Below are 24981 nucleotides of genomic sequence, written 5' to 3'. Positions count from 1 at the left end.
GTTAGCGTTCACTCCCCGCGCTCGCGTCGGCCAAGGCGCTCGCGCCACCGACGATCTCGGTGATTTCCTGGGTGATCTCGGCCTGGCGGGCCGCGTTGGCAAGCCGCGTGAGCGACCTGATCAGCTCCTCGGCGTTGTCCGTCGCCGACTTCATCGCCCGCCGCGTCGCCGCGTGCTTGGACGCGGCCGCCTGGAGGAGCGCGTTGTAGATGCGGCTCTCCAGGTAACGCGGCAGCAGCGCGTCGAGCACCTGCTCGGGCGACGGCTCGAAGTCGTAGAGCGGGTGGATGCCGGGGCCGCGCTCGAAGACCTCGGCGGAGTCCTCGGCGGACTTCTCCAGGGTCAACGGCAGCAGCCTGCGCTCGACCGGGGTCTGGGTCATCATCGACTCGAACTCGGTGTACGCGATGTGGACCTCGTCCACGCCGCCCTCGTCCGGGTCGCGGCCCAGGGCCTCGATCAGCGGCTCGGCCACGCGCTTGGCGTCGGCGTACTCGGGGTTGTCGGTGAACCCGGTCCAGGACCGGGTCACCTTCCGCTCGCGGAACGACAGGTAGGCCAGGCCCTTGCGGCCCACGACATAGCTGTCGACCCTGAGGCCGCGGCTGACGAGCTCGCCGACGAGGTGCTCGTGGGCCTTGATGGCGTTGCTGTTGTACCCGCCGGCCAGACCGCGGTCGGAGGTGATCAGCAGCACCGCGGCCCGCCGGGGGCGCTCCGCCTCGGTCGTCAGCGGGTGCTTGACGTCCGAGCCGTGCGCCACCGCGGTCACCGCGGCGGTCAGCTCGTCGGCGTACGGCTTGGAGGCCGCCACCTTGCGCTGCGCCTTGATGATGCGGGACGCGGCGATCATCTCCATCGCCCGCGTGATCTTCTTGGTGGCGGTGACGGACTTGATCCGGCGCTTGTAGATCCGAAGCTGAGCGCCCATCGTCAGCCCTCGCCCAGCAGCTTGCCGTCCGAGGTCTGGAACTGCTGCTTGAAGGAGTCGACCGCGGAACGGACGGCCTGGAGCGTGTCGTCCGACATCTTCCCGCCCTCGCGGATCGACGTCATCAGGTCCTTGTGCTCACGGTGCAGGTAGTCAAGCAGCTCGCGCTCGAAGCGGCGGATGTCGGGGACCGGGATCTCGTCCATCAGGCCGTTGGTGCCCGACCAGATGGAGACCACCTGGTTCTCCGTGGGGTACGGGCTGTACTGCTCCTGCTTGAGCAGCTCCACCATGCGCTGGCCGCGCGCCAGGGCGGACTTGGACGCGGCGTCCAGGTCGGAGCCGAACGCGGCGAACGCCTCGAGCTCGCGGTACTGCGCCAGGTCCACGCGGAGCGACCCGGTGATCTGCCGCACCGCCTTGTGCTGGGCGGAGCCGCCGACGCGGGAGACGGAGATGCCGACGTTCAGGGCGGGGCGCTGGCCCGCGTTGAACAGGTCGGACTCCAGGAAGCACTGGCCGTCGGTGATGGAGATCACATTGGTCGGGATGAACGCGGAGACATCGTTCGCCTTGGTCTCGACGATCGGCAGCCCGGTCATCGAGCCGCCGCCCATCTCGTCGGAGAGCTTGGCGCAGCGCTCGAGCAGCCGGGAGTGCAGGTAGAAGACGTCGCCGGGGTACGCCTCGCGGCCCGGCGGGCGGCGCAGCAGCAGGGAGACGGCGCGGTAGGCGTCGGCCTGCTTCGACAGGTCGTCGAAGATGATCAGGACGTGCTTGCCGTCGTACATCCAGTGCTGGCCGAGGGCCGAGCCGGTGTAGGGGGCGATGTACTTGAAGCCGGCCGGGTCGGACGCCGGGGCGGCGACGATGGTGGTGTACTCGAGCGCGCCCGCCTCCTCGAGCGCGCCGCGCACGGACGCGATCGTGGAGCCCTTCTGGCCGATCGCCACATAGACGCAGCGGACCTGCTTGTTCGGGTCGCCCGAGCGCCAGTTGTCGCGCTGGTTGATGATCGTGTCCACGGCGAGGGCGGTCTTGCCCGTCTGCCGGTCGCCGATGATCAGCTGGCGCTGGCCGCGGCCGATGGGCGTCATGGTGTCCACGGCCTTGTAGCCGGTCTCCATGGGCTCGTGCACCGACTTGCGCTGCATGACCGAGGGAGCCTGGAGCTCCAGGGCGCGGCGGCCCACGGTCTCGATGTCGCCGAGGCCGTCGATGGGGTTGCCCAGCGGGTCGACGACCCGGCCGAGGTAGCCGTCGCCGACCGCGACGGAGAGCACCTCGCCGGTGCGGCGCACCGGCTGGCCCTCCTCGATGCCGCTGAACTCACCGAGAACGACGACGCCGATCTCCCGCTCCTCGAGGTTGAGGGCGAGGCCGAGCGTGCCGTCCTCGAAGCGCAGCAGCTCGTTCGCCATGGCCGAGGGCAGCCCCTCGACACGTGCGATGCCGTCACCGGCAACGCTGACCGTCCCGACCTCTTCCCGCGAGGCCGCGTCCGGCGCGTACGACTGGACGAAATTCTCCAGCGCGTCCCGGATCTCATCCGGCCGGATCGTGAGCTCCGCCATCTGGGTTCCCTGCTCTCCTTGTTGGGCCCGTAAGTTACGTCTACGGCCCCAGCCGGGCCGCTTGTCCTGCTTCTTCGATGTGGGGTGGCGCCGTGGTCAGCCCGCCATCCGGCGGGTCACCTCGTCCAGGCGGTCCGCGATGGTGCCGTGGATGACCTCGTCACCGATCCGGACGGAGATCCCGCCGAGGACCGCCGGGTCCACGTCGAGATTCAGCTGGATCTGCCTGCCGTACAGCCGACCCAGGGCGTCGCCGAGCCGCTGTCGCTGTCGGTCACTGAGCGGTACCGCCGAGGTGACGACCGCGACGGAACGCCCCCGGCGGGCGGCGGCAAGACCGGACAGCGCGTCGAGCCCTCCATCCAGGCTACGTCCTCGCGGACGTTCCACCAGCCTGACGACCAGCCGTTCCGTGGTGGCCTTCGCCCGGCCCCGCAGCAGGCTCCTGGCCAGCTCGGTGCGGGCGGCGACGGCGGGCCCCTCGCTGTCCTTGCCGCTGAGCGCGGCGCGCAGCTCGGGCGAGGTGGCGACGATCCGGCCGAACCGGAACAGCTCGTCCTCCACCGAGTCCAGGGTGCCGTCCCGGTCCGCCGCGATCATGTCGGCGGTGTCGGCCAGCTCCTCGACGGCGTCCACCAGGTCACGGGAGGCGGACCAGCGGGAGCGGACCATGCCGGAGACCAGGTCGACGGCCTCGCCGCCGACCTGCCCGCCGAGCAGCCGCCCGACCAGCTGCGCCTTGCCCTCGCCCGGCTGCGCCGGGTCGGTGAGCACCCGGCGCAGTGCGGTCTCGCGGTCGAGCAGCGCCGTGACGGCCGCCAGGTCGGCGGCCAGCGCGGCGGCGTCGACGCGCGTGTTGTCGGTCAGGGCGTCAAGACGCTCACGCGCGGCGTCGAGCGCCTCACGACTCGCGCCGATCATCGCCCCGCCTCGGAGCCCTGGCCCTGAGCCGGAACGCCGCCCTCGGCCTGCCGCTCCAGGTCGTCGAGGAAGCGGTCGATGGTGCGGCTCTGGCGGGCGTGGTCCTCGAGCGACTCGCCCACGAGCTTGCCTGCGAGCTCGATGGCGAGGTTGCCGACGTCCTGCCTGAGCAGCTCGGCGGCCTGCTTGCGGTCGGCGGCGATCTGGGTGTGCCCCGCGGCGATGATCTCCTCGCGCTGGCGCTGGCCCTCCTCGCGCATCTCCGCGATGAGCGCCGCGCCCTGCTCCTGCGCCTCCTGGCGCATGCGGGCCGCCTCGTGACGCGCCTCGGCCAGCTGCTCCTTGTAGCTCTCCAGCGTCTGGCGAGCCTCGGCCTGCACGGCCTCGGCCTTCTCCATGCCGCCTTCGATCGCCGCCCGGCGCTCCTCCAGCACCTTGTTGATGGAGGGGACGAGCTTCTTGTAGAAGACGAAGAAGATGACCCCGAAGCAGATCAGGCCGATGACGATCTCGGGCACCACCGGGACCACAGGACTCTGCGGCTCTTCGGCTGCCAGTTCGATCAGCATGGTGGACCTTTCATCGGTAGGGCGTCTTCCGACGGCGTCGTCAGACCGCGAAGGCGAGCACGAAGCCCATCAGGGCCAGGGCCTCGACGACGGCGAAGCCGAGCAGCATGTTCTGCCGGACGATGCCGGCGGCCTCGGGCTGGCGGGCGATCGCCTGGACGCCGTTACCGAAGATGATGCCGATGCCGACGCCGGGGCCGATGGCCGCGAGGCCGAAGCCGATGGTGTTGACGCTGCCTTCAACTGCGGCGAGAGTTGCGGACATGTCCGTTTGTTTCCTTATCTCTGATGAGCCGGCGGCGGTTTGTCCACCGGATTCTTGGGGTCAACGGGTCGGGGGCGGCGGCCTGATGCCCGCCGCGCGTCAGTGCGGCTCTTCCAGGGCCTGCGAGATGTAGGTCGCGGTCAGCACCGTGAAGACATATGCCTGGAGCGCCTGGATGAACAGCTCGAACAGGGTCAGCAGCAGCGTCATGACCAGCGAGGTGGCGGCGTAGAACGTACCGACCACGCTGCCCAGGGTGTACCAGGTGCCGATGATGAAGACCAGCAGCAGCAGGTGCCCCGCGAACATGTTCGCGAAGAGCCGGACGGTCAGGGTCAGCGGCCGCACGAAGATGTTCGAGATGAACTCGATGGGCGTGAGGATCACATAGATCCCCTTCGGCAGCCCGCTGGGGACGCACAGGTTGCGGATGCCGCCGACGAAGCCGTGCGTCTTGAACGTCAGCGTCATGTACGTGGACCAGACGACCAGGGCGAGCGCCGCCGGGTACGCGATGATCGAGGTCGCCGGGAACTGGGCGAAGGGGATGACCGCCCAGATGTTCATGATCCAGATGAAGAAGAACAGCGAGACCAGCAGCGGCACATACGCTTCGGCCTTCTTGCCGATCGTCTCGCGCGCGATGCCGCGGCGGACGAACTCGTAGCCCGCCTCCGCGATCATCTGGAACTTGCCCGGCACGACGGCGGGCTTGGAGAACGCCTTCCAGAAGAACCCCAGGACGATCAGGGTGCTGAGGACGACCAGCGCCATCGGCTTGTTGACCTCGAAGGAGCCGATGGTGAACAACGGCTCGAAGAGGAAGGAGAACTCCGAGGGTGAGGGGAACCCGCAGTCGTTGAACAGATGGCAGTCGGTCTCGAAGGCGAGCACCTGGTCGTTACTCACCGCGAACTCCCTCGGCGTGACGCATGGATACGGCTACCTCGATGTGTCGGCGTGGTGGACGACCACGGAGCGGCACTGGACGGAATGGGCGGGAGGAGAACCGGTCATCGTTCGCGTGGCTGTCCCGCGCAGCACGCGAACCGGCAGCGGCCCGGCCTTCCGGCGAGGGACGATAGCAGCCCCAGGCGGCGCCCTGTATACAGCCCCCGCCCCGATCGGCGTCGGTCATGGCCGACCGCCGGGGGACGCGGAGGTCGACTCCGGCTCGACGTAGAGCGTCTTGAGCTTGCCGTGCGCCCGCACCTGGCCGCCGAGCCAGGCGGCGGTGCCGGCCAACACGCCCGCGGCGAAGGCCCGTCCGTCGAGGAACGACGCGTCACGCAGCAGGAGGAGCAGGCCGAGCAGGAATCCCATCTGCGTCGTGTAGATCAGGAAGGCGGCGCCGAAGAACGTCTCGGGCCAGCGGCGTCCGACATACCCGAGGGAGAGCTGGCCACCGGCGAAGAACACGGCGGCGACGAGCACACCGAGGGCGACCCCGCCCGCGCCGTCCACCCCGGCCGTCACGGCGCCGATGGCCACGGCGAGAACGCCGACCACGGCAGTGGGGATCGCGGCGCCACGGATGATCCGGGCGTCGTTGGACTGCATCGAAGTGCTTCTCCGCGTGCTTCGGGGACGGTCGTCATTGACGGGAGCGGGGTCCGGCGCGTGAGCTCGGCGCCGGGTTTCGTGAACGGTATCACAAACTATTTGGCGAGGTCTTTACCCGTTCGTGTGGAGACCCTCACACGGTAGGGGTAACCCCGGCGTTGCGGCGATGACCTGCGAGGTCATCTCTGTTAAGAGCGGCTGTCGATCTTGCGGCGGACCGCGAAACGGTGCCGGTCGCCGACCGCGGTGGCGCCGTTGAGGCCGCTCAGCGAGGCGGGCGAAGGGGGCGGTGGCGCCTCGGACGACGCGGTCGTCGACGCCGCCTCGGCACCGGTCCCTGCCTCGGCACCGGCGGCCTCAGGGCCGGGCGCGGGCCCGGCCTCGGGCGCCCGCGCCGCCATCCGGTCGCGGTAGCGCGGCGGCACCAGGCGCTGGGCCCACGACGGCACGCGGGGGGTGAAGCGCGGCAGCAGCAGGACGACGAGGCCGATGGCGCTGAGCGCCATCACGACGGGCACGAGCACGGCGTTGGCCGACTGCACCGAGTACGCGACCGCGCCGAACGCGATGAGCGCGGACCAGAAGTACATGATCAGCACGGCCCGGCTCTGCGAGTGGCCGATCTCGAGCAGCCGGTGGTGCAGGTGCCCGCGGTCGGCCGAGAACGGCGAGTGGCCGTTCCAGGTGCGCCGCACGATCGCCAGCACGAGGTCGGCGAACGGCACCGCGATGATCGTCAGCGGCAGCAGCAGCGGCATGTAGACCGGGACCATCTCGAACACGGCGTTCCTGATGGAGCCCGAGAACAGCCGCATCGCGTCCGGGTCCACCTGGCCCGTGACCGAGACCGCGCCCGCGGCGAGCACGAGGCCGAGCAGCATCGAGCCCGAGTCGCCCATGAAGATCCGCGCGGGGTGCAGGTTGTGGGGGAGGAAGCCGAGGCACATGCCCATGAGCACCGCGGCGAAGAGCGTCGCGGGGGCGGCGGCCTCGATGCCGTAGCCGTACCAGATGCGGTAGGCGTACAGGAAGAACGCCGCGGCGGCGATGCAGACCATCCCGGCCGCGAGCCCGTCGAGGCCGTCCACGAAGTTCACGGCGTTGATCGTGATCACCACGAGCGCCACCGTGAGCAGCGTGCCCTGGAGCGGGGTGACCGCGACCAGGCCGACCGTGGGCACGGGCAGCCACAGAATGGTCAGCCCCTGGAGCACCATGACGCCCGCGGCGATCATCTGGAGGCCCAGCTTGATCAACGCGTCCACGCCGTACTTGTCGTCGAGCACGCCGATCAGCCAGATCAGCCCGGCCCCCGAGAGCAGCGCGCGCGGCTCGTCGGAGATCCGGAACACCTCGCCGACGTTGGTCAGCTGCGACGCCACGAGCAGGCCGGCGCACAGGCCGCCGAACATCGCGATGCCGCCGAGCCGCGGCGTCGGCTCGCGGTGCACGTCACGCGCTCTGATCGCCGGCATCGCGCCCCACGCGATGGCGAACTTCCGCACCGGCCCCGTCAGCAGATAGGTGACCGCCGCAGCGACGCAGAGCGTCAGCAGGTACTCGCGCACAAGATGCCCCAGAGGTCTCGCAGGACTACCCGCAACACCCTCTCATGCCCGCGCGCCCCCGCGCCGACCCGGTGTCACGTCGTTACCGCCAGGCCACCAGGTTAAAGCAGTGCCCGAGGGGCCAGCACCCCGCGGGGCGGCACCCCGGTCAGCGCGGTGACGACGGGCTCGAGCGCGACCCTGATCTCCTCGGCCACGGACCGGAAGTACGGCAGCGGGGCGCCGTAAGGATCCTGCACCTCGTCCGCCTCGGCGTTGGGCGCCAGGAGCCAGCCGCGCAGCGCGGCGGCGGCCCTGGCCAGCGCCCCGGCGCGCTCGACCAGCTCCTCGGGGGACGCGGCGGCGGGCAGGGTCGCCATGTCGATCGCCCGCACCAGCCGCGTGAACTCCTTGAGCGTGAACGTCCGCAGCCCCGCCGAGTGCCCCATGGAGATGACCTGCGACCTGTGGTCCCTGGTCGCGGTCAGCACGAGGTCGGCGTGGATGACGTGCTCGTCGAGCAGCTCGCGCCCCGTGAACCCCCGTGCGTCGACGCCGTATTCGCCGAGCAGCTGCGCGGCGTGCGCCTCCATGGGCGCGCCCTCGTGGCCCCAGGTCCCCGCGCTCTCCACCACGAGGCCCGCCGCCCGCTCCCCCAGCCGGTCGGCCAGGGCATGGCGGGTCAGCCGCTCCGTGATGGGGGAACGGCACACGTTGCCGGTGCTGACGTGGAGGATGCGGAAGACCTGCCGGGGCGGCGCCGAGCCGCCGCGCGGAGGTATGCCGACGTCCGTGGGACCACCCGAGGGCGGGGTCACGCGGTCTCCAGATCGGGAACGACCTTGCGCAGCTCCTCCTCGCTCACCGCCCCGGCGCGCAGCAGCACCGGGACCGCGCCGGTGACGTCGACGATCGAGGAGGGAACGGTGTCGGGCGTCGGCCCGCCGTCCAGGTAGACCGACACCGAGTCCCCCAGCATGTCCTGGGCGCCGTCGCAGTCCTGGGGCGGCGGCTGGCCCGTGAGGTTGGCGCTCGAGACGGCCATCGGGCCGAACTCCTTGAGCAGCTCGAGCGCGACGGGGTGCAGCGGCATGCGCACCGCCACGGTGCCCCGGGTCTCCCCCAGGTCCCACGTGAGCGACGGCTGATGCCGGGCGACCAGGGTCAACGCGCCCGGCCAGAACGCGTCCACCAGCTCCCAGGCGCGTTCGGAGAAGTCGGTGACCAGGCCGTGCAGCGTCGTGGGCGAGCCCACGAGCACGGGCGAAGGCACGCCCCTGCCGCGGCCCTTGGCCTCGAGCAGGTCGGCGACGGCCGTGCTGTTGAAGGCGTCCGCGCCGATGCCGTAGACGGTGTCGGTGGGCAGCACGACCAGGTCGCCGCGCCGGACGGCCGCCGCCGCCTCGCGCAGGCCGGTCTTGCGGGTGACCACGTCGGAGCAGTCGTAGCGCCGTGCCATGACGGAATGTCCTCCTCTGTCGCCGCGCCCGCTACCGGGCGACGCGGCGGGCGGTGGCGAATCGGGGCCTGTTGTTGAGGTCGGGGTGGTCGGCGGCGTCGGCCCAGCCGCGGTCCTCGGTGAAGATCCAGGGCACCTGCCCCCCCTGGGTGTCGGCGTGCTCGACCACCACCATGCCACCGGGACGCAGCAGCCGGTGGGCCGCCCTCTCCAGGCCGCGGATCACGTCGAGGCCGTCCTCCCCCGAGAACAGCGCGATCCCCGGGTCGTGATCGCGGGCCTCGGGCGCCACGTACTCCCATTCGGTGAGCGGGATGTAGGGCGGGTTGGAGATCACCAGGTCGGCCTGGCCCCTCAGCTCGGGCAACGCGGTGCGGGCGTCGCCGTGGTGCAGCACGACGCGGCTGCCCTCGGCGTTCTTCCTGGCCCAGCCGAGCGCCGTCTCGTCCAGCTCGACGGCGTGCACGCGCGAGCGGGGCACCTCCTGGGCGAGGGCGAGCGCGATGGCGCCCGAGCCCGTGCACAGGTCGATGATCAACGGCTCGGCGACATCCATGGCGCGGACCGCGTCTATCGCCCAGCCGACGACGGACTCGGTCTCCGGACGCGGGACGAACACCCCTGGCCCCACCTGGAGTTCGAGGTAGCGGAAGAACGCGCGCCCCGTGATGTGCTGGAGCGGCTCGCGGGCCTCGCGGCGGGCGACCGCCTCCCAGTAGCGCGCGTCGAAGTCGCCGTCGGGCACCGAGTGCAGCCGGGAGCGCTCGGTGCCGTGCACGAACGCGGCCAGCTCCTCGGCGTCGAAGCGCGGCGACGGCACCCCGGCGTCGGCGAGCCGCTGCGTGGCCCTGGCGACCTCGGCGAGCAGGAGGGAACGGGACGACCCGGAAGACGCACTCACATCGTCCACCCTACGCACCCGGCCATCAGCCCGCCGCCGCGAGCTTGGCGGCCGAATCGGCGTCCACGCACGCCTGGATGACCGCGTCGAGCTCGCCGTCGAGCACCTGGTCGAGGTTGTACGCCTTGAAGCCCACGCGGTGGTCGGAGATGCGGTTCTCGGGGAAGTTGTAGGTGCGCACGCGCTCGGAGCGGTCCACGGTGCGGACCTGGCTGCGGCGCGCGTCGGACGCCTCGCGGTCGGCCTCCTCGCGGGCGGCGGCGAGCAGCCTGGCGCGCAGGATGCGCAGCGCCTGCTCCTTGTTCTGGAGCTGGCTCTTCTCGTTCTGGCAGGAGACGACGATGCCGGAGGGCAGGTGCGTGATGCGCACGGCGGAGTCGGTGGTGTTCACCGACTGGCCGCCGGGGCCCGAGGAGCGGTAGACGTCGATGCGCAGGTCGGCGGCGTTGATCTCGACGTCCACGTCCTCCGCCTCCGGCAGCACGAGCACGCCCGCGGCCGAGGTGTGGATGCGGCCCTGGGACTCGGTGGCGGGCACGCGCTGCACGCGGTGCACGCCGCCCTCGTACTTCAGCCTGGCCCACACGCCCTGGCCCGCCGGGGGGCTGCCCTTGCTCTTGACGGCCACGGAGACGTCCTTGTAGCCGCCGAGGTCCGACTCGTTCCCTTCGATGATCTCGGTCTGCCAGCCGACGCGCTCCGCGTAGCGCAGATACATGCGCAGCAGGTCGCCGGCGAACAGCGCGGACTCGTCGCCGCCCTCGCCCGCCTTGATCTCCAGGATCACGTCCTTGTCGTCGCTGGGGTCGCGCGGGATCAGCAGCAGGCGCAGCTCGTCGGTCAGCTCCTCGCGCCTGGCCGTGAGGTCCTTGACCTCACCGGCGAAGTCCGGGTCCTCGACGGCCAGTTCGCGCGCGGTCTCGATGTCGTCGCCGTAGCGCTTCCAGGCGCGGTAGGCGGTGATCACCGGGGTCAGCTCGGCGTAGCGCTTGCCGAGCCTGCGCGCGGTGGCCTGGTCGGCGTGGACAGCGGGGTCGGCCAGCCGCCGTTCGAGGTCGGCGTGCTCGCCGACGAGTTCCTCGACCGCCTCGAACATCTTCTGTGCTCCTGGGGGGTGGCTGCGACGGGGCGCGGCAAGGGGACAAGGGTGAAGGGACGGGGACGCGAAAGACGCCGGGTCGCGGCCGCCCCCGCCGCCGCGCGTACGCGGTGCGGAAGGGCGGCCGACCCGGCGCCGTCGGGGTCGCTACTTGCGGTTCGACCCGGCGTTCTTGCCGAAGCGCGCCTCGAAGCGGGCCACGCGGCCACCGGTGTCGAGGATCTTCTGCTTGCCGGTGTAGAAGGGGTGGCACTCGGAGCAGATGTCGGCGCGGATGCTGCCGGTGCTCACGGTGCTACGGGTGGTGAACGACGCGCCACAGGTGCAGCTGACCTGGGTCTCGACGTACTCCGGGTGGATGTCGCGCTTCACGGTCTCTCCTAGATTCGGGAGGGCGCCGGGTCGGCGCGCGGGCGCGCGCCGTGAACCGGGGCCGACGCTCCAGTCTGCCAGGACCGGGCGTGCCCGCCAAAACGAGGTCGGGCGGCCCGTTATTCCTCGCGCGGCGCCCGCCCCGGAATGGCCACGGGGGTGCCGCCGCCGTCCTCGCCCCTGGAGTCCACGGTGGCCGAGCGTGGCACCGGGCGGTCCTCGCGCAAGGCGTGCCAGACCTGTCTCGACCGGTCCTCGACCGGCGCGACCCGGTTGGGGTCGGCGGCGTCGCGCGTGACGGGGAGCGTGACCATCTGGAGGTCATCGGGGCCGATGTCCCGCATGCCGCGCCCGAGTCCGGCCAGGTCGCGCACCGAGCCGAGCGAGGAGTCCGTGGTGACGGCGGAGGTCGCGACGTCGGCGAGGTCCCACAGGCGCTTGGGGTTGGTCATCAGGCCCATGCCGCTGACCTGGTCGGCCAGCGCGCGCACGAACTGCTGCTGGAGCTCGATGCGGCTCAGGTCGCTGCCGTCCCCGACGGCCTTGCGCGTGCGCACGAGCGCGAGGGACTGCTCGCCGTCGAGGGTGTGGGTGCCGGCGGGCAGGTCGAGGTGGCTGTCCTTGTCGTCGATGGCCTGGGTGGTGGTGACCTCGACGCCGCCCAGGGTGTCGATCATGTCGGCGAAGCCGTGGAAGTCGATCTCGATGAAGTGGTCCATCCGCAGCCCGGTCATCTCCTCGACGGTCTTGACCGAGCAGACGGGACCGCCCACGGTGTACGCCTCGTTGAACATCGAACGCTCCCGCGCGGGCGCCTTCGAGCCGTCGGCGCGCTCGCACGCGGGCCGTTCGACCATCGTGTCGCGCGGGATGGAGACGACGGTCGCGGCGTCGTGGCCCTCGTTGACGTGCACGATCATCGCGGTGTCCGCGCGGGCGCCCTCCTGGGCGTCCTCGCCGCCGTACGCGCCGTTCGCGCCGGCGCGCGAGTCGGAGCCGAGGACGAGGATGTCGAGGGAGTCGTGCGGGGCGTCCTCGGGGCGGTCGGGGCCGAGGGCGCCGTCGATGTCGATCTGCGAGATGTTCCGCTCGAGCTTGACGTAGAGCGCGGTGGCCCCCACGCCCGTGACGACGACCAGCAGGACCAGGCCGAGGACGGCGAACCGCAGCAGCCTGCGGCGGCGGGCCCGGCCACCCGCGCGGGGGTGACCGGCCGGTCGCTCTCCGTCCGAAGGGGGGCCCATTCACCCATTGTGCCCCGGTATGCCCGATCTCGCTTGTCGAACGGTGCACGCCCGCCGTTCATCCGGGCGACACCTCCCGTTCATGTGACGCGGAACGGCCCCGGCTCACCGCGCGGTGAGCCGGGGCCGCCGTCCGACGTGCCGTCCCCGAGGTCAGTCGCCGTTGCCCGGGGTCGGGGTCGTCTTCTGGATCTGGAGCAGGAACTCGGCGTTCGACTTCGTCTGCTTCATCTTGTCGAGCAGCAGCTCGATCGCCTGCTGCTGGTCCAGCGCGTGCAGCACCCGGCGGAGCTTCCAGACGATGCCGAGCTCCTCGCCGCCCATCAGGATCTCCTCCTTGCGCGTGCCCGAGGCGTCCACGTCGACGGCGGGGAAGATGCGCTTGTCGGCGAGCTTCCTGTCGAGCTTGAGCTCCATGTTGCCGGTGCCCTTGAACTCCTCGAAGATCACCTCGTCCATGCGCGAGCCGGTCTCGACGAGCGCGGTGGCCAGGATGGTCAGCGAGCCGCCGTCCTCGATGTTGCGGGCGGCGCCGAAGAACTTCTTCGGGGGGTAGAGCGCGGCCGAGTCGACACCGCCGGACAGGATCCGGCCCGAGGCGGGCGCGGCCAGGTTGTAGGCGCGGCCGAGACGGGTGATGGAGTCGAGCAGCACGACCACGTCGTGGCCCAGCTCGACGAGCCGCTTGGCGCGCTCGATGGCGAGCTCCGCGACCGTGGTGTGGTCCTCCGACGGCCGGTCGAAGGTCGAGGAGATGACCTCGCCCTTGACCGAGCGCTGCATGTCGGTGACCTCTTCGGGCCGCTCGTCGACGAGGACGACCATGAGGTGGCACTCGGGGTTGTTGCGGGTGATGGCGTTGGCGACCGCCTGCATGATCATGGTCTTGCCGGTCTTCGGCGGGGCCACGATCAGCCCGCGCTGGCCCTTGCCGATCGGCGAGACCAGGTCGATGATGCGGGTCGTCAGCGCGCCGGGGTCGCACTCGAGGCGCAGGCGCTCCTGCGGGTAGAGCGGGGTCAGCTTGTTGAACTCGGCCCGGCCGCGCCCGGATTCGGCCGCCATGCCGTTGACCGAGTCGAGGCGGACGAGCGCGTTGAACTTCTCGCGCCGCTCGCCGTCGCGCGGCTGGCGCACCGCGCCGGTGACGTGATCGCCCTTGCGCAGGCCGTTCTTCCTGACCTGGGCGAGCGAGACATACACGTCGTTGGGGCCCGGGAGGTAGCCGGAGGTGCGCACGAACGCGTAGTTGTCGAGGATGTCGAGGATGCCCGCGACCGGGATCAGGACGTCGTCATCGGCGATCTGCGGCTCGGTGGTGACCTCGTCGCGCCCGCGGCGCCCGCGGCGGTCGCGGTAACGGCCCCTGCGACCCCTGCGGCCGCCCTCGAAGTCGTCGTCGCGGTCCGCGCCGCCACCGCCGTTGCGGTCCCCGCCGCGGCTCTGGTCCCGGCTGCCGCGGCCGCCGTCGCTCTTGCCCTGGCGGTCCTGCTGGCCCTGGCCCTCGCTCTTCTGGCCCTGGCGGTCCTGCTGGGCCTGGCCCTGGCCGCCCTTGCCGCCGCGGCGGTCGCGCTCGCGCTTGCCCTGGCGGTCCTGCTGGCCCTCGCCGCCCTTGGCGGCATCGGTCACGGTGGCGGCGTCCTGCGCGGCGTCGGGACGCTCGCGCTCCTGGCCCTCGCCCTTGCCGCCGGTGCCCGCGTCGGCGGGCGCGCCCTTGGTCTCGGCGGCCTGGCCCGGGATCTCGATCTGCGCGGCTGCGGCGGCCTGGTCACCGGTGCGGGCCCGGGAGGTCGCGCGGCGCTTGGGCTTGTCCGCGGGGGCGGCGGCCTCGGCCTGCTTCGCCTCCCCGTTCGCCGCCGCTCCGGGGCTTCCGGCGCCGGCGGCCTGCTTCTCCTTGATGACCTCGATCAGCTGGCTCTTGCGCATCCGCGCGGTGCCCCTGATCCCCAGCCTGGAGGCTACCTGCTGCAACTCGGCGAGAACCATGCCGTCGAGGCCGGTGCCCGAGCGCCGACGACGCGGCGCGGCGGCAGGAGCGTCCGTGGTGGACGCGGTGGCAGCACCGGCAGTCTTGGCGGCGGTGTCGGCACTCACGCCCATCAGATCGGTGGTGTCGCTCACGTAGGGTCCTTCCCTGGAGCGGACGTCGGCCTGTCTGGCTCGGCGACCGGTCGTGCTCTCCGGCTGCGGCCTCGTGCGGCGGACCGGCCGGTGCGGTGATCCGCCTGCTCATCGCGGCGGAAGATCAATTCATGAGGTGTGGTGCGGGGAGGATCGAGGAGGATTCGACGAACCGTCTCGCACCGCTTCCGGAGCGGGCTCGGCACTGCCAGGCAGGCTGCTCGGGCAGATGAGTGGAGGCTCCCGGAAGAAGAGGTGGTCCCAGGAGGTGGGACCCCGGAATTCCGCACGGCGTCCACCGGGACGGTACGTGCAGACTTGAGGTTAACACTACCGGATCCTGCCTTCATTCCCCCTATCCATGTTCTCCGGCGATCGTTCCGGCGATCGTTCTTCGGTGTCTTTCGGCGATCACTGACCGGTCCCGGTCAGTGGCAGAACGCAGGCGCCCGCGGTGTCCAGGGCCAGCCTGTTGGCCGTCCAGCCCTCGCCGGCCAGCCTGGCCACCTTGTCCGCCTCGCCGTCCTCCGCGAACGCCAGGACCGTGGGCCCCGCGCCCGAGATCACCGCGGGCACCCCGTCCGCCCGCAGTCGGCCGACCAGGTCCATGGACTCCGGCATCGCGGACGCCCGGTACTCCTGGTGCAGCCGGTCCTCGGTGGCGGGCAGCAGCAGCTCGGGGCGCCGGGTCAGCGCCTCGACGAGCAGCGCGGCGCGGCCGGCGTTGGCCGCCGCGTCGACGTGCGGCACGGTGCGCGGCAGCAGGCCGCGCGCGGTCTCCGTGGCCAGCGGCCTGGCCGGCACGAACACCACGGGAACGACCGTGGGCGCCGGATCCATCCGGATCGCGCGCACCGCGCCGTTCTCGCCCCAGGCCAGCGTGAAGCCGCCGAGCAGGCACGCGGCGACGTTGTCGGGGTGGCCCTCCATCTCGGCCGCGAGCTCCAGCATCGTCGCGTCGTCGAGGCGGGCCTCGCCGCCCGAGGTCACCGCGCGGGCGGCCACCAGGCCCGCGCAGATCGCGGCCGACGACGAGCCGAGGCCCCGGCCGTGCGGGATGCGGTTCGCGCAGACGACCTCGAGGCCGCGCGGCTGCCCACCGAGCGCGTCGAACGCCGTGCGCAACGCCCTGATCAGGAGGTTCCGCTCGTCGCGCGGCAGGGTGTCGGCGCCCTCGCCGGCGAGGTCGACGTGCAGCCCCGACTCCGCCACCCGGACGACCACGTCGTCGTAGAGCCCGAGGGCCAAGCCGAGCGCGTCGAAGCCGGGACCGAGGTTGGCGCTGGTCGCGGGCGTACGCACCCGCACGGCTGCGGCGCGGAAGGCGGGATGGGCCATCGCTCGATGACTCTCCTTGGTGAGATGTGCGGCATGTCCTCGACGGGCGTGCGGCGCCGGCATGAACGGCGCGAGCCCCGCCTCGCGCGGGCGACTGCGAGCGTTACACCACTTCGGGACGAATACCAGCCTATCGAAGGAAGGTTCATGCGCGATACAGGGCGGGTCGGTGTCGTCATCCGCCGGGCGCGGACCGGCGTTTGCCCCGGCGCGCGGCCCTGACGCCCGCCCCCGCACACGCGCCGCGCTCGCGCTCCGCGTTCAGGCGAGGTCGAGGCGTTGGGCCGCCGCGTCCGCGTCCACCGGGACCGTCACCGGGCGGGGGGCGCCGGAGACGGCCCACTCCGTGTCCTTGAGCCCGTTGCCGGTGACCGTGCACACGATGACCTGGCCAGGATCGACCTCGCCTTCGTCGGCCGCCTTGAGCAGACCGGCCACGGACGCGGCCGAGGCAGGCTCCACGAAGACGCCCTCGCCCGCCGCCAACAGCCGGTAGGCGGACAGGATCTGGCGGTCGGTCACCGCGTCGATGCGCCCGCCCGACTCGTCCCTGGCGCGCTCGGCCGAGGCCCAGGACGCGGGGTTGCCGATGCGGATCGCGGTGGCGATCGTCGAGGGGTCCTTGACCGGCTCGCCGCGCACGATGGGCGCCGCGCCCGACGCCTGGTAGCCCCACATCCGGGGGGTGCGGGTGGCCGGGCCCTCGGCGGCGTACTCCCGGTAACCCCGCCAGTAGGCCGTGATGTTCCCGGCGTTGCCCACGGGCAGGACATGGACGTCGGGCGCGTCGCCGAGCATGTCGACGATCTCGAACGCGGCCGTCTTCTGGCCCTCGATGCGCACGGGGTTCACCGAATTGACCAGCGCCACCGGGTACTTGTCCGACAGCTGGCGGGCCAGGGTGAGGCAGTCGTCGAAGTTCCCTTCGACCTGGAGGATGCGGGAGCCGTGCACGAGCGCCTGGCCCATCTTGCCGAGCGCGATCTTGCCCTGCGGCACCAGCACGGCGCACACCATCCCGGCGCGCACCGCGTACGCGGCGGCGGACGCCGAGGTGTTGCCCGTCGAGGCGCAGATGACGGCCCGCGCGCCCTCGGCCTTGGCCACCGAGATGGCCATCGTCATGCCGCGGTCCTTGAACGACCCCGTGGGGTTGGCCCCCTCGACCTTGAGATAAACGTCACACCCGGTGCGTTCGGAGAGGACCCCCGCGGGGACCAGCGGCGTGCCCCCCTCGCGCAGCGTCACCACCGGGGTGTCGGCCGTGACCGGAAGCCGGTCGCGATACTCCTCGATCACCCCGCGCCACTGTCGGCTCGTGCCGGTGACAGACATGCCTGCTGCCTCTCCTGTTCGGGCCCGTGGGCGTTCGCCCGGGGCCGCGGACCTATTCGCCTTCGACCCGCATGGTGCTCGCGACGCCATGCACGGTGTCAAGGCTGCGCAGCGCCTCGACGGTCGCGCCGAGCGCGGCGTCGGGCGCCCGGTGGGTGACGACGACGAGCTTGGCCTCGCCGCCCCTGCCCTCCTGGCCGTCGTTGCCGACGTTGCCGCCCTTGCCGACCTTGCCGCCTTTGTTGCCCTTGCCGGTCTGCCGCACGGTGTCGATCGAGACCCCGTGGTCGGCGAAGACCGCGGCGCACTGGGCGAGCACGCCTGGCTTGTCCACCACGTCGAGACTGACGTGGTACCGCGTGGTGACCTCGCCCATCGGGCTCACCGGGAGCTGGGCGTAGGCGGATTCGCGGGGCCCCAGGCCGCCGGTCAGGCGGTTCCGGCAGGCGGCCACCAGGTCGCCGAGCACGGCGGACGCGGTCGGCGCGCCCCCCGCGCCCTGACCGTAGAACATCAGCCGCCCGGCCGCCTCCGCCTCCACGAACACGGCGTTGTACGCCTCACGCACGCTCGCGAGCGGGTGGCTGAGCGGGATCATCGCCGGGTGGACGCGCGCGGTCACCGAGCGGCCGTCCTCGGCCCGTTCGCAGATCGCCAGCAGCTTGACGGCGTGGCCCATCTGGCGCGCGCCCGCGATGTCGGCCGCGGTGATCTCGGTGATGCCCTCGCGGTGCACGTCGTCGAGGCGCACCCGCGTGTGGAACGCGATCCCGGCCAGGATCGCCGCCTTCGCCGCCGCGTCGAACCCCTCGACGTCGGCGGTCGGATCGGCCTCCGCGTACCCGAGCGCGGTGGCCTCGTCCAGCGCCTCGCCGTAGCTGGCGCCGCTGGACTCCATGCGGTCGAGGATGAAGTTGGTCGTGCCGTTGACGATGCCGAGGACCCGGTCCACCTTGTCCCCGGCCAGCGACTCACGCAGCGGGCGCAGCAGCGGGATGGCGCCGGCGACGGACGCCTCGAAGTAGAGGTCGGCCGCGTGCTTCTCGGCCGCGGCCTGGAGCGCGGGCCCGTCCCCCGCGAGCAGCGCCTTGTTGGCGGTGACGACGCTCGCGCCGCTCTCGAAGGCGGCGTTGATCAGCGAACGGGCGGGCTCGATGCCGCCGATCAGCTCGACCACGACGTCGATGTCGCCCCGCGTGACCAGGGACTCGGCGTCCGTGGTGACCAGCGCGGGGTCGACGTCGCCGCGCGCCCTGCCGAGGCGGCGCACGGCGACCCCGGCCAGCTCGACGGGCGCCCCGATGCGCGCGGCGAGGTCACCGGCGTGCGCCGTCATCAGGCGGGCCACCTGCGAGCCGACGACCCCGCAGCCCAGCAGCGCCACCTTCAGCGGACGCGTGCGCACCATTCGACCTCGCCTCTCCGTGTGTCCCTTGATCCCCAAGGTCCCTTGATCCCTCAAGTCTCACGCACCCGCGCGCGAGCCCCACCCCGCGTTCACCATACGGACGCGGAGCGCCCGACGCGTGCCGCTCAGCCGACGTCGAGGCGGAGCAGGTCGTCCTCGGTCTCGCGCCGCACGATCTCTCGTGCCCGCCCTTCGGCCACCGCGATCACGGGCGGGCGGGGCGTGTGGTTGTAGTTGCTGGCCATCGAGCGGCAGTACGCGCCGGTCGCGGGCACGGCGAGCAGGTCGCCGGGGGCCACGTCGGCCGGGAGGTACGCGTCGCGCACGACGATGTCGCCGCTCTCGCAGTGCTTCCCGACCACGCGCGCCAGCATGGGGGGCGCGGCGGATGAGCGGGAGGCGAGCACCACGGAGTAGTCGGCGTCGTAGAGCGCCGTGCGGATGTTGTCCGACATCCCGCCGTCCACGCTCACATAGGTGCGCAGCCCGGTGAGCGGCTTGACCGTGCCGACCTCGTAGAGCGTGAACGCGCCAGGCCCTACGATCGCGCGGCCGGGCTCCACGGAGAGGCGGGGCACGGCGAGCCCGGCGGCGTCGCACTCCTTGGCGACGATCTCGCTCAGCGACTTGCCGATCTCGTGCGGCTCGCTCGGGTCGTCCTCCGCGGTGTAGGCGATGCCGAGGCCGCCGCCGAGGTCCACCTCGGGCAGCTCGATCCCGTGCTCGTCCCTGACGGCGGTGAGCAGCCCGACGACGCGGCGCGCGGAGACCTCGAAGCCCGCCATGTCGAAGATCTGCGAGCCGATGTGCGAGTGGATGCCGACGAGTTCGAGGTCGTCGCGGTGGCGCAGCACGCGCCTGACCGCCTCGGCCGCGGTGCCGTCGGCCAGCGCGAGGCCGAACTTCTGGTCCTCGTGCGCCGTCGCGATGAACTCGTGCGTGTGCGCCTCGACCCCGACGGTGACGCGGATCTGCACCCGCTGCCGCGTGCCGTGCCGCCGGGCCGCCGCGGCGACGCGTTCGATCTCCTGGAACGAGTCGAGCACGATCCGCCCCACGCCCGCCTCGACGGCGCGGGTGATCTCGGCGACCGACTTGTTGTTGCCGTGCAGGGCGATGCGCTCGGGTGGCATGCCCCCGGCCAGCGCGGTCGCCAACTCGCCGCCGGAGCACACGTCGACGTTGAGCCCCTCGTCGGCCAGCCAGCGGACCACGGCCCGCGACAGGAACGCCTTGCCCGCGTAGAAGACGTCGGCGCCCGCGCCGAACGCCTCGCGCCAGGCCCGGCAACGCGCCCTGAAGTCGGCCTCGTCGAGCACATACGCGGGCGTCCCGAACGTCTCGGCCAGCTCGCGCACGCCGATCCCCGCGACGGTGAGGGCGCCGTCGGCGTCGCGGGTCACGGTGCGCGACCAGACCTTGGGCTCGAGGGCGTTGAGGTCGACGGGCGGCGCGGCGTAGTGGCCCTCGGGCAGCACGTCGGCGTGGCGTGGCCCTGCGGGGTGGGCGGAACGGCTCATGGGAAGTCCTCTGTATGTCCTGGTCTCACAGGTGGTCGGGCGCGCTGATGCCCATCCGGTGCAGGCCGTCGGCGAGCACCGCCCCGGCGGCCTGGGCGAGCGCGAGCCGGGCGCGGTGGACGGCCGAGGGTTTCTCGTCGCCCACGGGCAGCGTGGGACGCTCCCGCTCCACCCTGAGGAACGCGTCGGCGACGGCGAGCAGTCGGCGGACGTTCCCGACCTGTTCGCCGAGCGCGGTGAGGAGCGCGCGCTCGGGCGCGGCGGGCGCGTCGTCGAACCGGGCCCCGCGCGGATCGGGGCGCACGCCCAGCGCGTGCGCGCCGCGCACCAGCGCGCGGCTGCGGGCGTGCGCGTACCGCACGCGGAAGAGGGGGTTCTCCTCGCGCTGGACCAGCAGCGCCTCGGGCGCTCCCCCGGCCGCCTCCGCCCAACGCGCCACATCGCGCGCGGGGTCGTCGGACAGCGGCTCGGGCGCGGGGCGTTGAAGGATCTCGGCCAGCAGCGCGGCGTCCGCGTCGGCGCCGAGCTCGATGGTGAGGAAGCCGCGCGCGCTGACCTCCACGGCGTGCACGCCGGGCGCGTTCACCAGGCGCGCACGCAACGCGCGCGCCACCTCGACCGCCGGTACGCCGACGGGCCCGGCCAGGCGCAGCGCGATCCCGGTCCCCCACGCCCGCGCCCCGCGCGGCGCGAGCCGCACGCCCCCGGGCACGTCGGCCACGCCGAGCTCGCTCGCTGAGCTGAGCACGGCCCGGGTGAGCTGGGCTGGGGTCACGGAGCCAGCGTACGAGAGGGACACCGGCGCTCGGCCAGCGGTTTCGCCAGGTGGACGGCCCGCTCGCGCGCCCGCTCGCACAGCGCGCGCACCAGGCCGACCAACTCGGCGGGCTCGAACGGCTTGGCCAGCACGGCGTCGACCCCGACCGGCACCTCGGGCGCGGCGGAGGCGCTGACGAGCACGAGCGGGATCTCCGCGGTCCGCGCGTCGACCCGCAGCCGCCCCACGGTCCGCATCCCGTCGAGCCGCGGCATGGCGAGGTCGAGGGTGATCACATCGGGCCTGAAGCGGTGGACGGCCTCCAGGCACTCCTCGCCGTCGGACGCGGTCATGACCTCGAAGCCGTCGAGCTCGAGGTTGACTTTGATCAACTGCCGGATGACCTGGTTGTCGTCGACGACAAGGACCCGGCCGGCATCGCCTGGCACCCCACCAGGGTAAGCGCGCCCCACCCCGCACGTCCGGCGTTCCCCCGAAGAGGTACCCGGCGGTAGCGCCCGGGCCCCCACGCACGGAATCACACGTGCGACCCCCCACCCCCGAGCTGGTAGTGTTTCCCCCGTCGCCCCCGTAGCTCAGGGGATAGAGCAACGGCCTCCGGAGCCGTGTGCGCAGGTTCGAATCCTGCCGGGGGCACAGTGTGTGAGGCGGTAGTTCACCCCCTGGCCAGCATGTTTGCTGTGTCTGGGGTCTTTTTGTGTGCGCAGCCGAATGCGGGTCTGAGCGGCTGCCTGCCACCACTTGTGGCGTATTCGTGGCGTGGAGTTCAGCCCGTTTTCCCTGGTCAGCACCCGAGAACGGCAAAGGCCCCCGGCGAAGCCAGGGGCCTGATGCAGAGCCGCCAACCGATCACATGTACTCGCGCAACAGCTCCTCGATACGCCGGTTGGCGACCTCGTGCCTGCCGAAGAGGCACTTCGCGTAGCGAGCGAACAGCACCTCGACGCTGTTCCCCGCCCGTTCCGCCACCTCCGTCGGGTCCACTCCGGCGTTGAGCCACGTGGACAGGGCCGAGTGCCTCAGGTCGTAGGGACGGCCCGCCAACGGCGAGGCCACCTGCTCGGGAGGCAGTCCCAACGCTCGGGCCTCGTGCCACGCGCGGTAGTAGGTGCACGATGCGACGAGCCCACCGCGTTCGTTGAAGAACAGCCGCCCGTCATCGGCCGTCCCGAAGGTGTCCATGTGCTCGCGCAGTATGGCGACCAGCCGGGGCGGTATCGGCACCGGTCGGGTCTCCTGCTCCGGCCGATTCTTGAGCCCTCGGTCGTCGTGGGTCTCCCCGCTGTCCGTCCACCGCTTGCCCACCGTCGGTCGGGTGCGGTGCAGGAGCACACGGCCCCAGCCCGTTTCTGGCAACGTGCAGTCCGGCTCGGCCAGACCAACGGCCTCGGCGGGGCGGAACGCGCCGTAGTACATGCCCGCGAACAGCGCCCTGAGGTGAGGGCCGCGCGACCGACGCGTTCGGCCTACATAGGACACGGCGGTGAGGAGCGACTCCGCCTGCGCCGGGTTGGCCACGACGCGTGGATCCACGGTCGTGACGACCTCCGGCTTCTGCCAGCGGGCGGCGGTCACCGGATTGTCCGCGAACTCACCCAGGTCGACGGCGTACTTCATGGCGTTGACGAACGTGTTCTTCTTGCGCCGTACGGTTTCTGCGGCGGCGGGGGTGCCGTCGAGCTTGAGCTTCAACGCGTTGAGAACGGCCAGCATCTCCGGGGGCTTCGCCAGATCCCCCAACGGCCGCGACGCCCTGGCCACCCAGTCGAGCGCGTTGCCGATCTCCGGCGGAACCTCACGGTCGGTCGGGCCAGGAAGCACAAACGCCCATCTCCGCAGTGCCGTTCTGAGCAGCCGCTCATCCGGGCGACCGGAAAGGCCGTCGAGGAAGGCCATCGTGACCTGAGCCAGCGCCTCGTTCATCCCGTCCCTGGTGTTCGACGCGGCGTGCGGCCACTTCATCGCCAGGTACTTCAGAGCGAAGGCGTACCAGGTCAACGACGGCGGCTTCTCGGCCAGCGAATCGGGAAGCCCGGTCTCCGTGTCGAACTCCTCGCCGTCCCGCATGGCCCGGATCAGCTTGGACCGGAACGAGTCGGCGAGCGCCTTCGTCCTGAACGTCTGCGGAAAGGTCGCCGTGCTGACGCGCCAACGCACCTGATAGGACGCCTTCTTGCTTCGGGCGTCCTGCCGGATGCCCCAGACCCGCACATCGGTGGTCTTCACGCGGACGCCTCCCTTCGCCTGCGCAGCCAGGCGAGGAAGTCGCTCCGCCAGACCCTCAACTCCCCGTTGGGCAGCTTGAACGCCCGCGGTGCATCCCCCAGTTCTCGCCAACGGTAGAAGGTGCGGCGGGAGACGCCGCCGAGTTCGGCGAGGACCTGGGGAACGGTCATCAGCTCATCCCGCGCCATGGCCGTCCCCTTCCGCGCGGACGGACGCGGCGATGAGGGCCCCGGCGAGGTCGTAGCCGCGTCCGGCGTAGCGCCACTGGCCCACGGTGACCATGTCCGTGCCGCTCGCACGGTGGGTGGCGCGGGCGGTGCGGAGGGCGGTCAGGGTGGTGGAGTAGCGGCGGGACTTGGTGGTGAAGTGGCCGCGGTAGCCGAGCATGTGGGCCCAGCGGCGGAGGCCGAGCGGCTCGAACTCGGGCAGTCCGCCGAGCCACCAGCAGGCGCCCGCCATGCGGAGCACATGGCGGCGCAGCGGCAACGCGACCAGTTCCGAGGCGTGGTGGATGCGGCCGGAGGTGGCGCCCGCGGCCTCCGCGCCCTTCGTGGCGTACTTCGCGATGTAGCCCGCCACGGCGGAGGAGGTCAGCCGCTCATCCGCGCCGAACGCGGCGATGGGCCGCACGTCCGCCTGTGCGCCGAAACGGAGCACGCGGCGGCCCACGACCTCGGCGCCGATCGCCCGGAGGCGGACGCGTTGAGCGGCCGAACGGACCGCGTCCGCGAGCAGTTCGGTCGTTGCCCAAGTGGGTGGAGTGGTCGAGGGCCCGTCGGGTCCGTCGAGGCGGATGACGGCGTGGAAGTGGATGAGGCCGCGCCGTTGGTACTCGGCGACCTTGGCGTAGGACAGCCGGACTCGTTCGGCGAAGGCGGAGCGCGAGAGACCAGCTCGCCGGGCCAGTTCGCGGCGGAGTTCCAAGGTGAAGCGGTGCCATAGAGCCCCCGCGTACGCCTGCCACAGGACCGCGCCCGCGTAGTCGTAGCAGTGGGGGCACAGCGGCTCACCGAGCCGGGCATCGTTCTCGGTGTGCCGGGCGTGGCAGCCGACCGGTTCCCCGTGCGGGCAGCGGTCCTTGGCCGGGCGGGGACGACAAGCGAGCAGCCTGCCGTTCCCTTCACGGCGCGTGTGGACCGGGCCGAAGCCGGGGGCGGTCAGGGTGGCGAACACCCGGGGGTGCCCGCCGACCTCTTCGGTCACCTCCTTGCCGCCGACCAGTCCGGCCCGGATGAGGTGGTAGGTGTCCCCTCGGTAGACGCGGGCGCAGGTCGGGCAGACCACCGCACGCCGGTTGCCGCACGCGACCAACAGCCGTCCGTTCAGCGAACGGAGCACCTCGCCCGTGGCCGGGTCCACGGTGGTGCCGTGGCCGGTCAGGTTGACGGGGTTGGTGCAGCCGCCGAGGCGGACGATGCCGCGTCGCCAGTTCTCGAAGCCCGGTTGGGCGGCGCGTTCGAGCAGGGCTGTCAGGGAGTCGTTCATCGCGGCTCCCCGAACGCCTGCCGCAGGACCGCCGCCACGGCCGCGGGCCGGGTCTTTGCTGAGAAGCGGAAGGTCGGGTCGGTCAGCCACAGGGCCGCGCCGTGCGCCGGGCACAGCCGCCGTTCCACACCGTCCGTTCCGACGAGGACGACCTGTTCGCGGCCCACGCAGGTGGGCCGTTCCTCCTCGCGTATCTCGCACAGGGGCGAGTGCGGCTTGCGCGAGCGCTTCGCGCTGGACACAGTGGGGGTGCTCCTTTCTCTCCTGATGCGGGGGTTGGAGTGGGCACCTGACCGGGTCGGGTTTGGCGACTGCGAACCCGGTC

Annotated in this window: 25 protein-coding genes and 1 tRNA gene; 1 reads left to right on the top strand and 25 read right to left on the bottom strand. The window is 71.9% G+C overall.

Annotated elements, in window-relative coordinates; all coding sequences use genetic code 11:
* Window position 1 precedes the first annotated feature (1 nt).
* The 21 genes from D7318_RS13490 to D7318_RS13390 form a co-directional block, all read right to left on the bottom strand.
* On the bottom strand, window positions 2-931 hold the full coding sequence (locus D7318_RS13490) for a F0F1 ATP synthase subunit gamma (RefSeq protein ID WP_120697197.1): 930 nt from the start codon (window positions 929-931) through the stop codon (window positions 2-4).
* Between the two features lie 2 nt (window positions 932-933).
* Complete coding sequence (gene atpA, locus D7318_RS13485) at window positions 934-2505, bottom strand: F0F1 ATP synthase subunit alpha (protein ID WP_120697196.1); 1572 nt, start codon at window positions 2503-2505, stop codon at window positions 934-936.
* Between the two features lie 96 nt (window positions 2506-2601).
* A complete protein-coding gene (locus tag D7318_RS13480) occupies window positions 2602-3426 on the bottom strand; it encodes a F0F1 ATP synthase subunit delta (protein ID WP_120697195.1) in 825 nt (274 codons plus the stop codon).
* The gene (locus D7318_RS13475) at window positions 3423-3992 is read right to left on the bottom strand and encodes a F0F1 ATP synthase subunit B (protein WP_183091414.1); all 570 of its coding nucleotides are present in this window, start codon (window positions 3990-3992) and stop codon (window positions 3423-3425) included. Before D7318_RS13475 ends, D7318_RS13480 begins: the two co-directional genes overlap by 4 nt.
* A 43-nt stretch (window positions 3993-4035) precedes the next feature.
* Window positions 4036-4260 carry an ATP synthase F0 subunit C gene (gene atpE, locus D7318_RS13470; protein WP_113686246.1) on the bottom strand — a complete coding sequence of 75 codons (225 nt, stop codon included), beginning with the start codon at window positions 4258-4260 and terminating at the stop codon, window positions 4036-4038.
* Window positions 4261-4359: 99 nt separating this feature from the next.
* Entirely contained in the window at window positions 4360-5169 is an 810-nt protein-coding gene (gene atpB / locus D7318_RS13465; RefSeq protein ID WP_230423708.1) for a F0F1 ATP synthase subunit A, read from the bottom strand.
* Window positions 5170-5394: 225 nt separating this feature from the next.
* Window positions 5395-5820, bottom strand: coding sequence for a hypothetical protein (locus D7318_RS13460; RefSeq protein ID WP_120697193.1), 426 nt, complete (start codon window positions 5818-5820; stop codon window positions 5395-5397).
* A gap of 191 nt (window positions 5821-6011) precedes the next feature.
* Complete coding sequence (locus D7318_RS13455) at window positions 6012-7391, bottom strand: MraY family glycosyltransferase (protein ID WP_183091411.1); 1380 nt, start codon at window positions 7389-7391, stop codon at window positions 6012-6014.
* Between the two features lie 101 nt (window positions 7392-7492).
* A complete protein-coding gene (locus D7318_RS13450) occupies window positions 7493-8152 on the bottom strand; it encodes an arsenate reductase/protein-tyrosine-phosphatase family protein (protein WP_183091415.1) in 660 nt (219 codons plus the stop codon).
* 32 nt (window positions 8153-8184) lie between these two features.
* Window positions 8185-8829: an L-threonylcarbamoyladenylate synthase gene (locus D7318_RS13445; protein WP_113686250.1), complete on the bottom strand. Its 645-nt coding sequence runs from the start codon at window positions 8827-8829 to the stop codon at window positions 8185-8187.
* A gap of 31 nt (window positions 8830-8860) precedes the next feature.
* The gene (gene prmC / locus D7318_RS13440) at window positions 8861-9730 is read right to left on the bottom strand and encodes a peptide chain release factor N(5)-glutamine methyltransferase (protein WP_120697331.1); all 870 of its coding nucleotides are present in this window, start codon (window positions 9728-9730) and stop codon (window positions 8861-8863) included.
* A 25-nt stretch (window positions 9731-9755) separates the two neighbouring features.
* Window positions 9756-10826 (bottom strand): peptide chain release factor 1, encoded by a 1071-nt coding sequence (gene prfA / locus D7318_RS13435; RefSeq protein WP_120697190.1) that lies wholly within the window; start codon window positions 10824-10826, stop codon window positions 9756-9758.
* Between the two features lie 150 nt (window positions 10827-10976).
* Window positions 10977-11201: a 50S ribosomal protein L31 gene (rpmE, locus tag D7318_RS13430; protein WP_113686252.1), complete on the bottom strand. Its 225-nt coding sequence runs from the start codon at window positions 11199-11201 to the stop codon at window positions 10977-10979.
* A gap of 119 nt (window positions 11202-11320) precedes the next feature.
* Window positions 11321-12445, bottom strand: a complete 1125-nt coding sequence (locus tag D7318_RS13425; RefSeq protein WP_120697189.1) for an LCP family protein — start codon at window positions 12443-12445, stop codon at window positions 11321-11323.
* A 153-nt stretch (window positions 12446-12598) separates the two neighbouring features.
* On the bottom strand, window positions 12599-14566 hold the full coding sequence (gene rho / locus D7318_RS13420) for a transcription termination factor Rho (RefSeq protein WP_120697188.1): 1968 nt from the start codon (window positions 14564-14566) through the stop codon (window positions 12599-12601).
* A gap of 411 nt (window positions 14567-14977) precedes the next feature.
* Window positions 14978-15904 carry a homoserine kinase gene (thrB, locus tag D7318_RS13415; protein ID WP_120697187.1) on the bottom strand — a complete coding sequence of 309 codons (927 nt, stop codon included), beginning with the start codon at window positions 15902-15904 and terminating at the stop codon, window positions 14978-14980.
* Window positions 15905-16165: 261 nt separating this feature from the next.
* The gene (gene thrC, locus D7318_RS13410; protein WP_120697186.1) at window positions 16166-17239 is read right to left on the bottom strand and encodes a threonine synthase; all 1074 of its coding nucleotides are present in this window, start codon (window positions 17237-17239) and stop codon (window positions 16166-16168) included.
* A 52-nt stretch (window positions 17240-17291) separates the two neighbouring features.
* Entirely contained in the window at window positions 17292-18647 is a 1356-nt protein-coding gene (locus D7318_RS13405) for a homoserine dehydrogenase (protein WP_120697185.1), read from the bottom strand.
* 125 nt (window positions 18648-18772) lie between these two features.
* Window positions 18773-20167, bottom strand: coding sequence for a diaminopimelate decarboxylase (lysA, locus tag D7318_RS13400; protein WP_120697184.1), 1395 nt, complete (start codon window positions 20165-20167; stop codon window positions 18773-18775).
* Window positions 20168-20192: 25 nt separating this feature from the next.
* Window positions 20193-20942 carry a DALR anticodon-binding domain-containing protein gene (locus D7318_RS13395; RefSeq protein WP_120697183.1) on the bottom strand — a complete coding sequence of 250 codons (750 nt, stop codon included), beginning with the start codon at window positions 20940-20942 and terminating at the stop codon, window positions 20193-20195.
* Complete coding sequence (locus tag D7318_RS13390) at window positions 20939-21373, bottom strand: response regulator (protein WP_120697182.1); 435 nt, start codon at window positions 21371-21373, stop codon at window positions 20939-20941. The genes D7318_RS13395 and D7318_RS13390 overlap by 4 nt, the downstream gene beginning before the upstream one ends.
* Window positions 21374-21509: 136 nt before the next feature.
* Here D7318_RS13390 and D7318_RS13385 point away from each other — a divergent pair.
* Window positions 21510-21581: transfer RNA gene (locus tag D7318_RS13385), tRNA-Arg, on the top strand.
* Window positions 21582-21794: 213 nt separating this feature from the next.
* Here D7318_RS13385 and D7318_RS13380 read toward each other — a convergent pair.
* Genes D7318_RS13380 through D7318_RS13365 form a run of 4 tightly spaced genes read right to left on the bottom strand, consistent with a single transcriptional unit; the run spans window position 21795 to window position 24898 of the window.
* The gene (locus D7318_RS13380; protein WP_120697181.1) at window positions 21795-23171 is read right to left on the bottom strand and encodes a tyrosine-type recombinase/integrase; all 1377 of its coding nucleotides are present in this window, start codon (window positions 23169-23171) and stop codon (window positions 21795-21797) included.
* On the bottom strand, window positions 23168-23359 hold the full coding sequence (locus D7318_RS13375) for a helix-turn-helix transcriptional regulator (protein WP_120697180.1): 192 nt from the start codon (window positions 23357-23359) through the stop codon (window positions 23168-23170). The genes D7318_RS13380 and D7318_RS13375 overlap by 4 nt, the downstream gene beginning before the upstream one ends.
* Window positions 23346-24656, bottom strand: coding sequence for a replication initiator (locus D7318_RS13370; protein WP_120697179.1), 1311 nt, complete (start codon window positions 24654-24656; stop codon window positions 23346-23348). The genes D7318_RS13375 and D7318_RS13370 overlap by 14 nt, the downstream gene beginning before the upstream one ends.
* A complete protein-coding gene (locus tag D7318_RS13365) occupies window positions 24653-24898 on the bottom strand; it encodes a hypothetical protein (RefSeq protein WP_120697178.1) in 246 nt (81 codons plus the stop codon). The genes D7318_RS13370 and D7318_RS13365 overlap by 4 nt, the downstream gene beginning before the upstream one ends.
* Window positions 24899-24981: the final 83 nt, after the last annotated feature.

This window comes from Streptomyces radicis (assembly GCF_003626575.1).
Lineage (GTDB): Bacteria > Actinomycetota > Actinomycetes > Streptomycetales > Streptomycetaceae > Streptomyces > Streptomyces radicis.
The sequence above is the reverse complement of the archived record's forward strand: the minus strand, read 5'-3'. Positions and strand labels throughout refer to the sequence as shown.

Excerpts from the sequence above, each read along its gene's own strand:
- D7318_RS13375 (WP_120697180.1), bottom strand. The coding sequence starts at position 23,359 with ATGGCGCGGGATGAGCTGATGACCGTTCCCCAGGTCCTCGCCGAACTC.
- thrB (WP_120697187.1), bottom strand. The coding sequence starts at position 15,904 with ATGGCCCATCCCGCCTTCCGCGCCGCAGCCGTGCGGGTGCGTACGCCC.
- lysA (WP_120697184.1), bottom strand. The coding sequence starts at position 20,167 with ATGAGCCGTTCCGCCCACCCCGCAGGGCCACGCCACGCCGACGTGCTG.
- atpA (WP_120697196.1), bottom strand. The coding sequence starts at position 2,505 with ATGGCGGAGCTCACGATCCGGCCGGATGAGATCCGGGACGCGCTGGAG.
- D7318_RS13370 (WP_120697179.1), bottom strand. The coding sequence starts at position 24,656 with ATGAACGACTCCCTGACAGCCCTGCTCGAACGCGCCGCCCAACCGGGC.
- thrC (WP_120697186.1), bottom strand. The coding sequence starts at position 17,239 with ATGTCTGTCACCGGCACGAGCCGACAGTGGCGCGGGGTGATCGAGGAG.
- D7318_RS13445 (WP_113686250.1), bottom strand. The coding sequence starts at position 8,829 with ATGGCACGGCGCTACGACTGCTCCGACGTGGTCACCCGCAAGACCGGC.
- D7318_RS13425 (WP_120697189.1), bottom strand. The coding sequence starts at position 12,445 with ATGGGCCCCCCTTCGGACGGAGAGCGACCGGCCGGTCACCCCCGCGCG.
- atpE (WP_113686246.1), bottom strand. The coding sequence starts at position 4,260 with ATGTCCGCAACTCTCGCCGCAGTTGAAGGCAGCGTCAACACCATCGGC.
- D7318_RS13460 (WP_120697193.1), bottom strand. The coding sequence starts at position 5,820 with ATGCAGTCCAACGACGCCCGGATCATCCGTGGCGCCGCGATCCCCACT.
- prfA (WP_120697190.1), bottom strand. The coding sequence starts at position 10,826 with ATGTTCGAGGCGGTCGAGGAACTCGTCGGCGAGCACGCCGACCTCGAA.
- D7318_RS13405 (WP_120697185.1), bottom strand. The coding sequence starts at position 18,647 with ATGGTGCGCACGCGTCCGCTGAAGGTGGCGCTGCTGGGCTGCGGGGTC.
- D7318_RS13480 (WP_120697195.1), bottom strand. The coding sequence starts at position 3,426 with ATGATCGGCGCGAGTCGTGAGGCGCTCGACGCCGCGCGTGAGCGTCTT.
- D7318_RS13490 (WP_120697197.1), bottom strand. The coding sequence starts at position 931 with ATGGGCGCTCAGCTTCGGATCTACAAGCGCCGGATCAAGTCCGTCACC.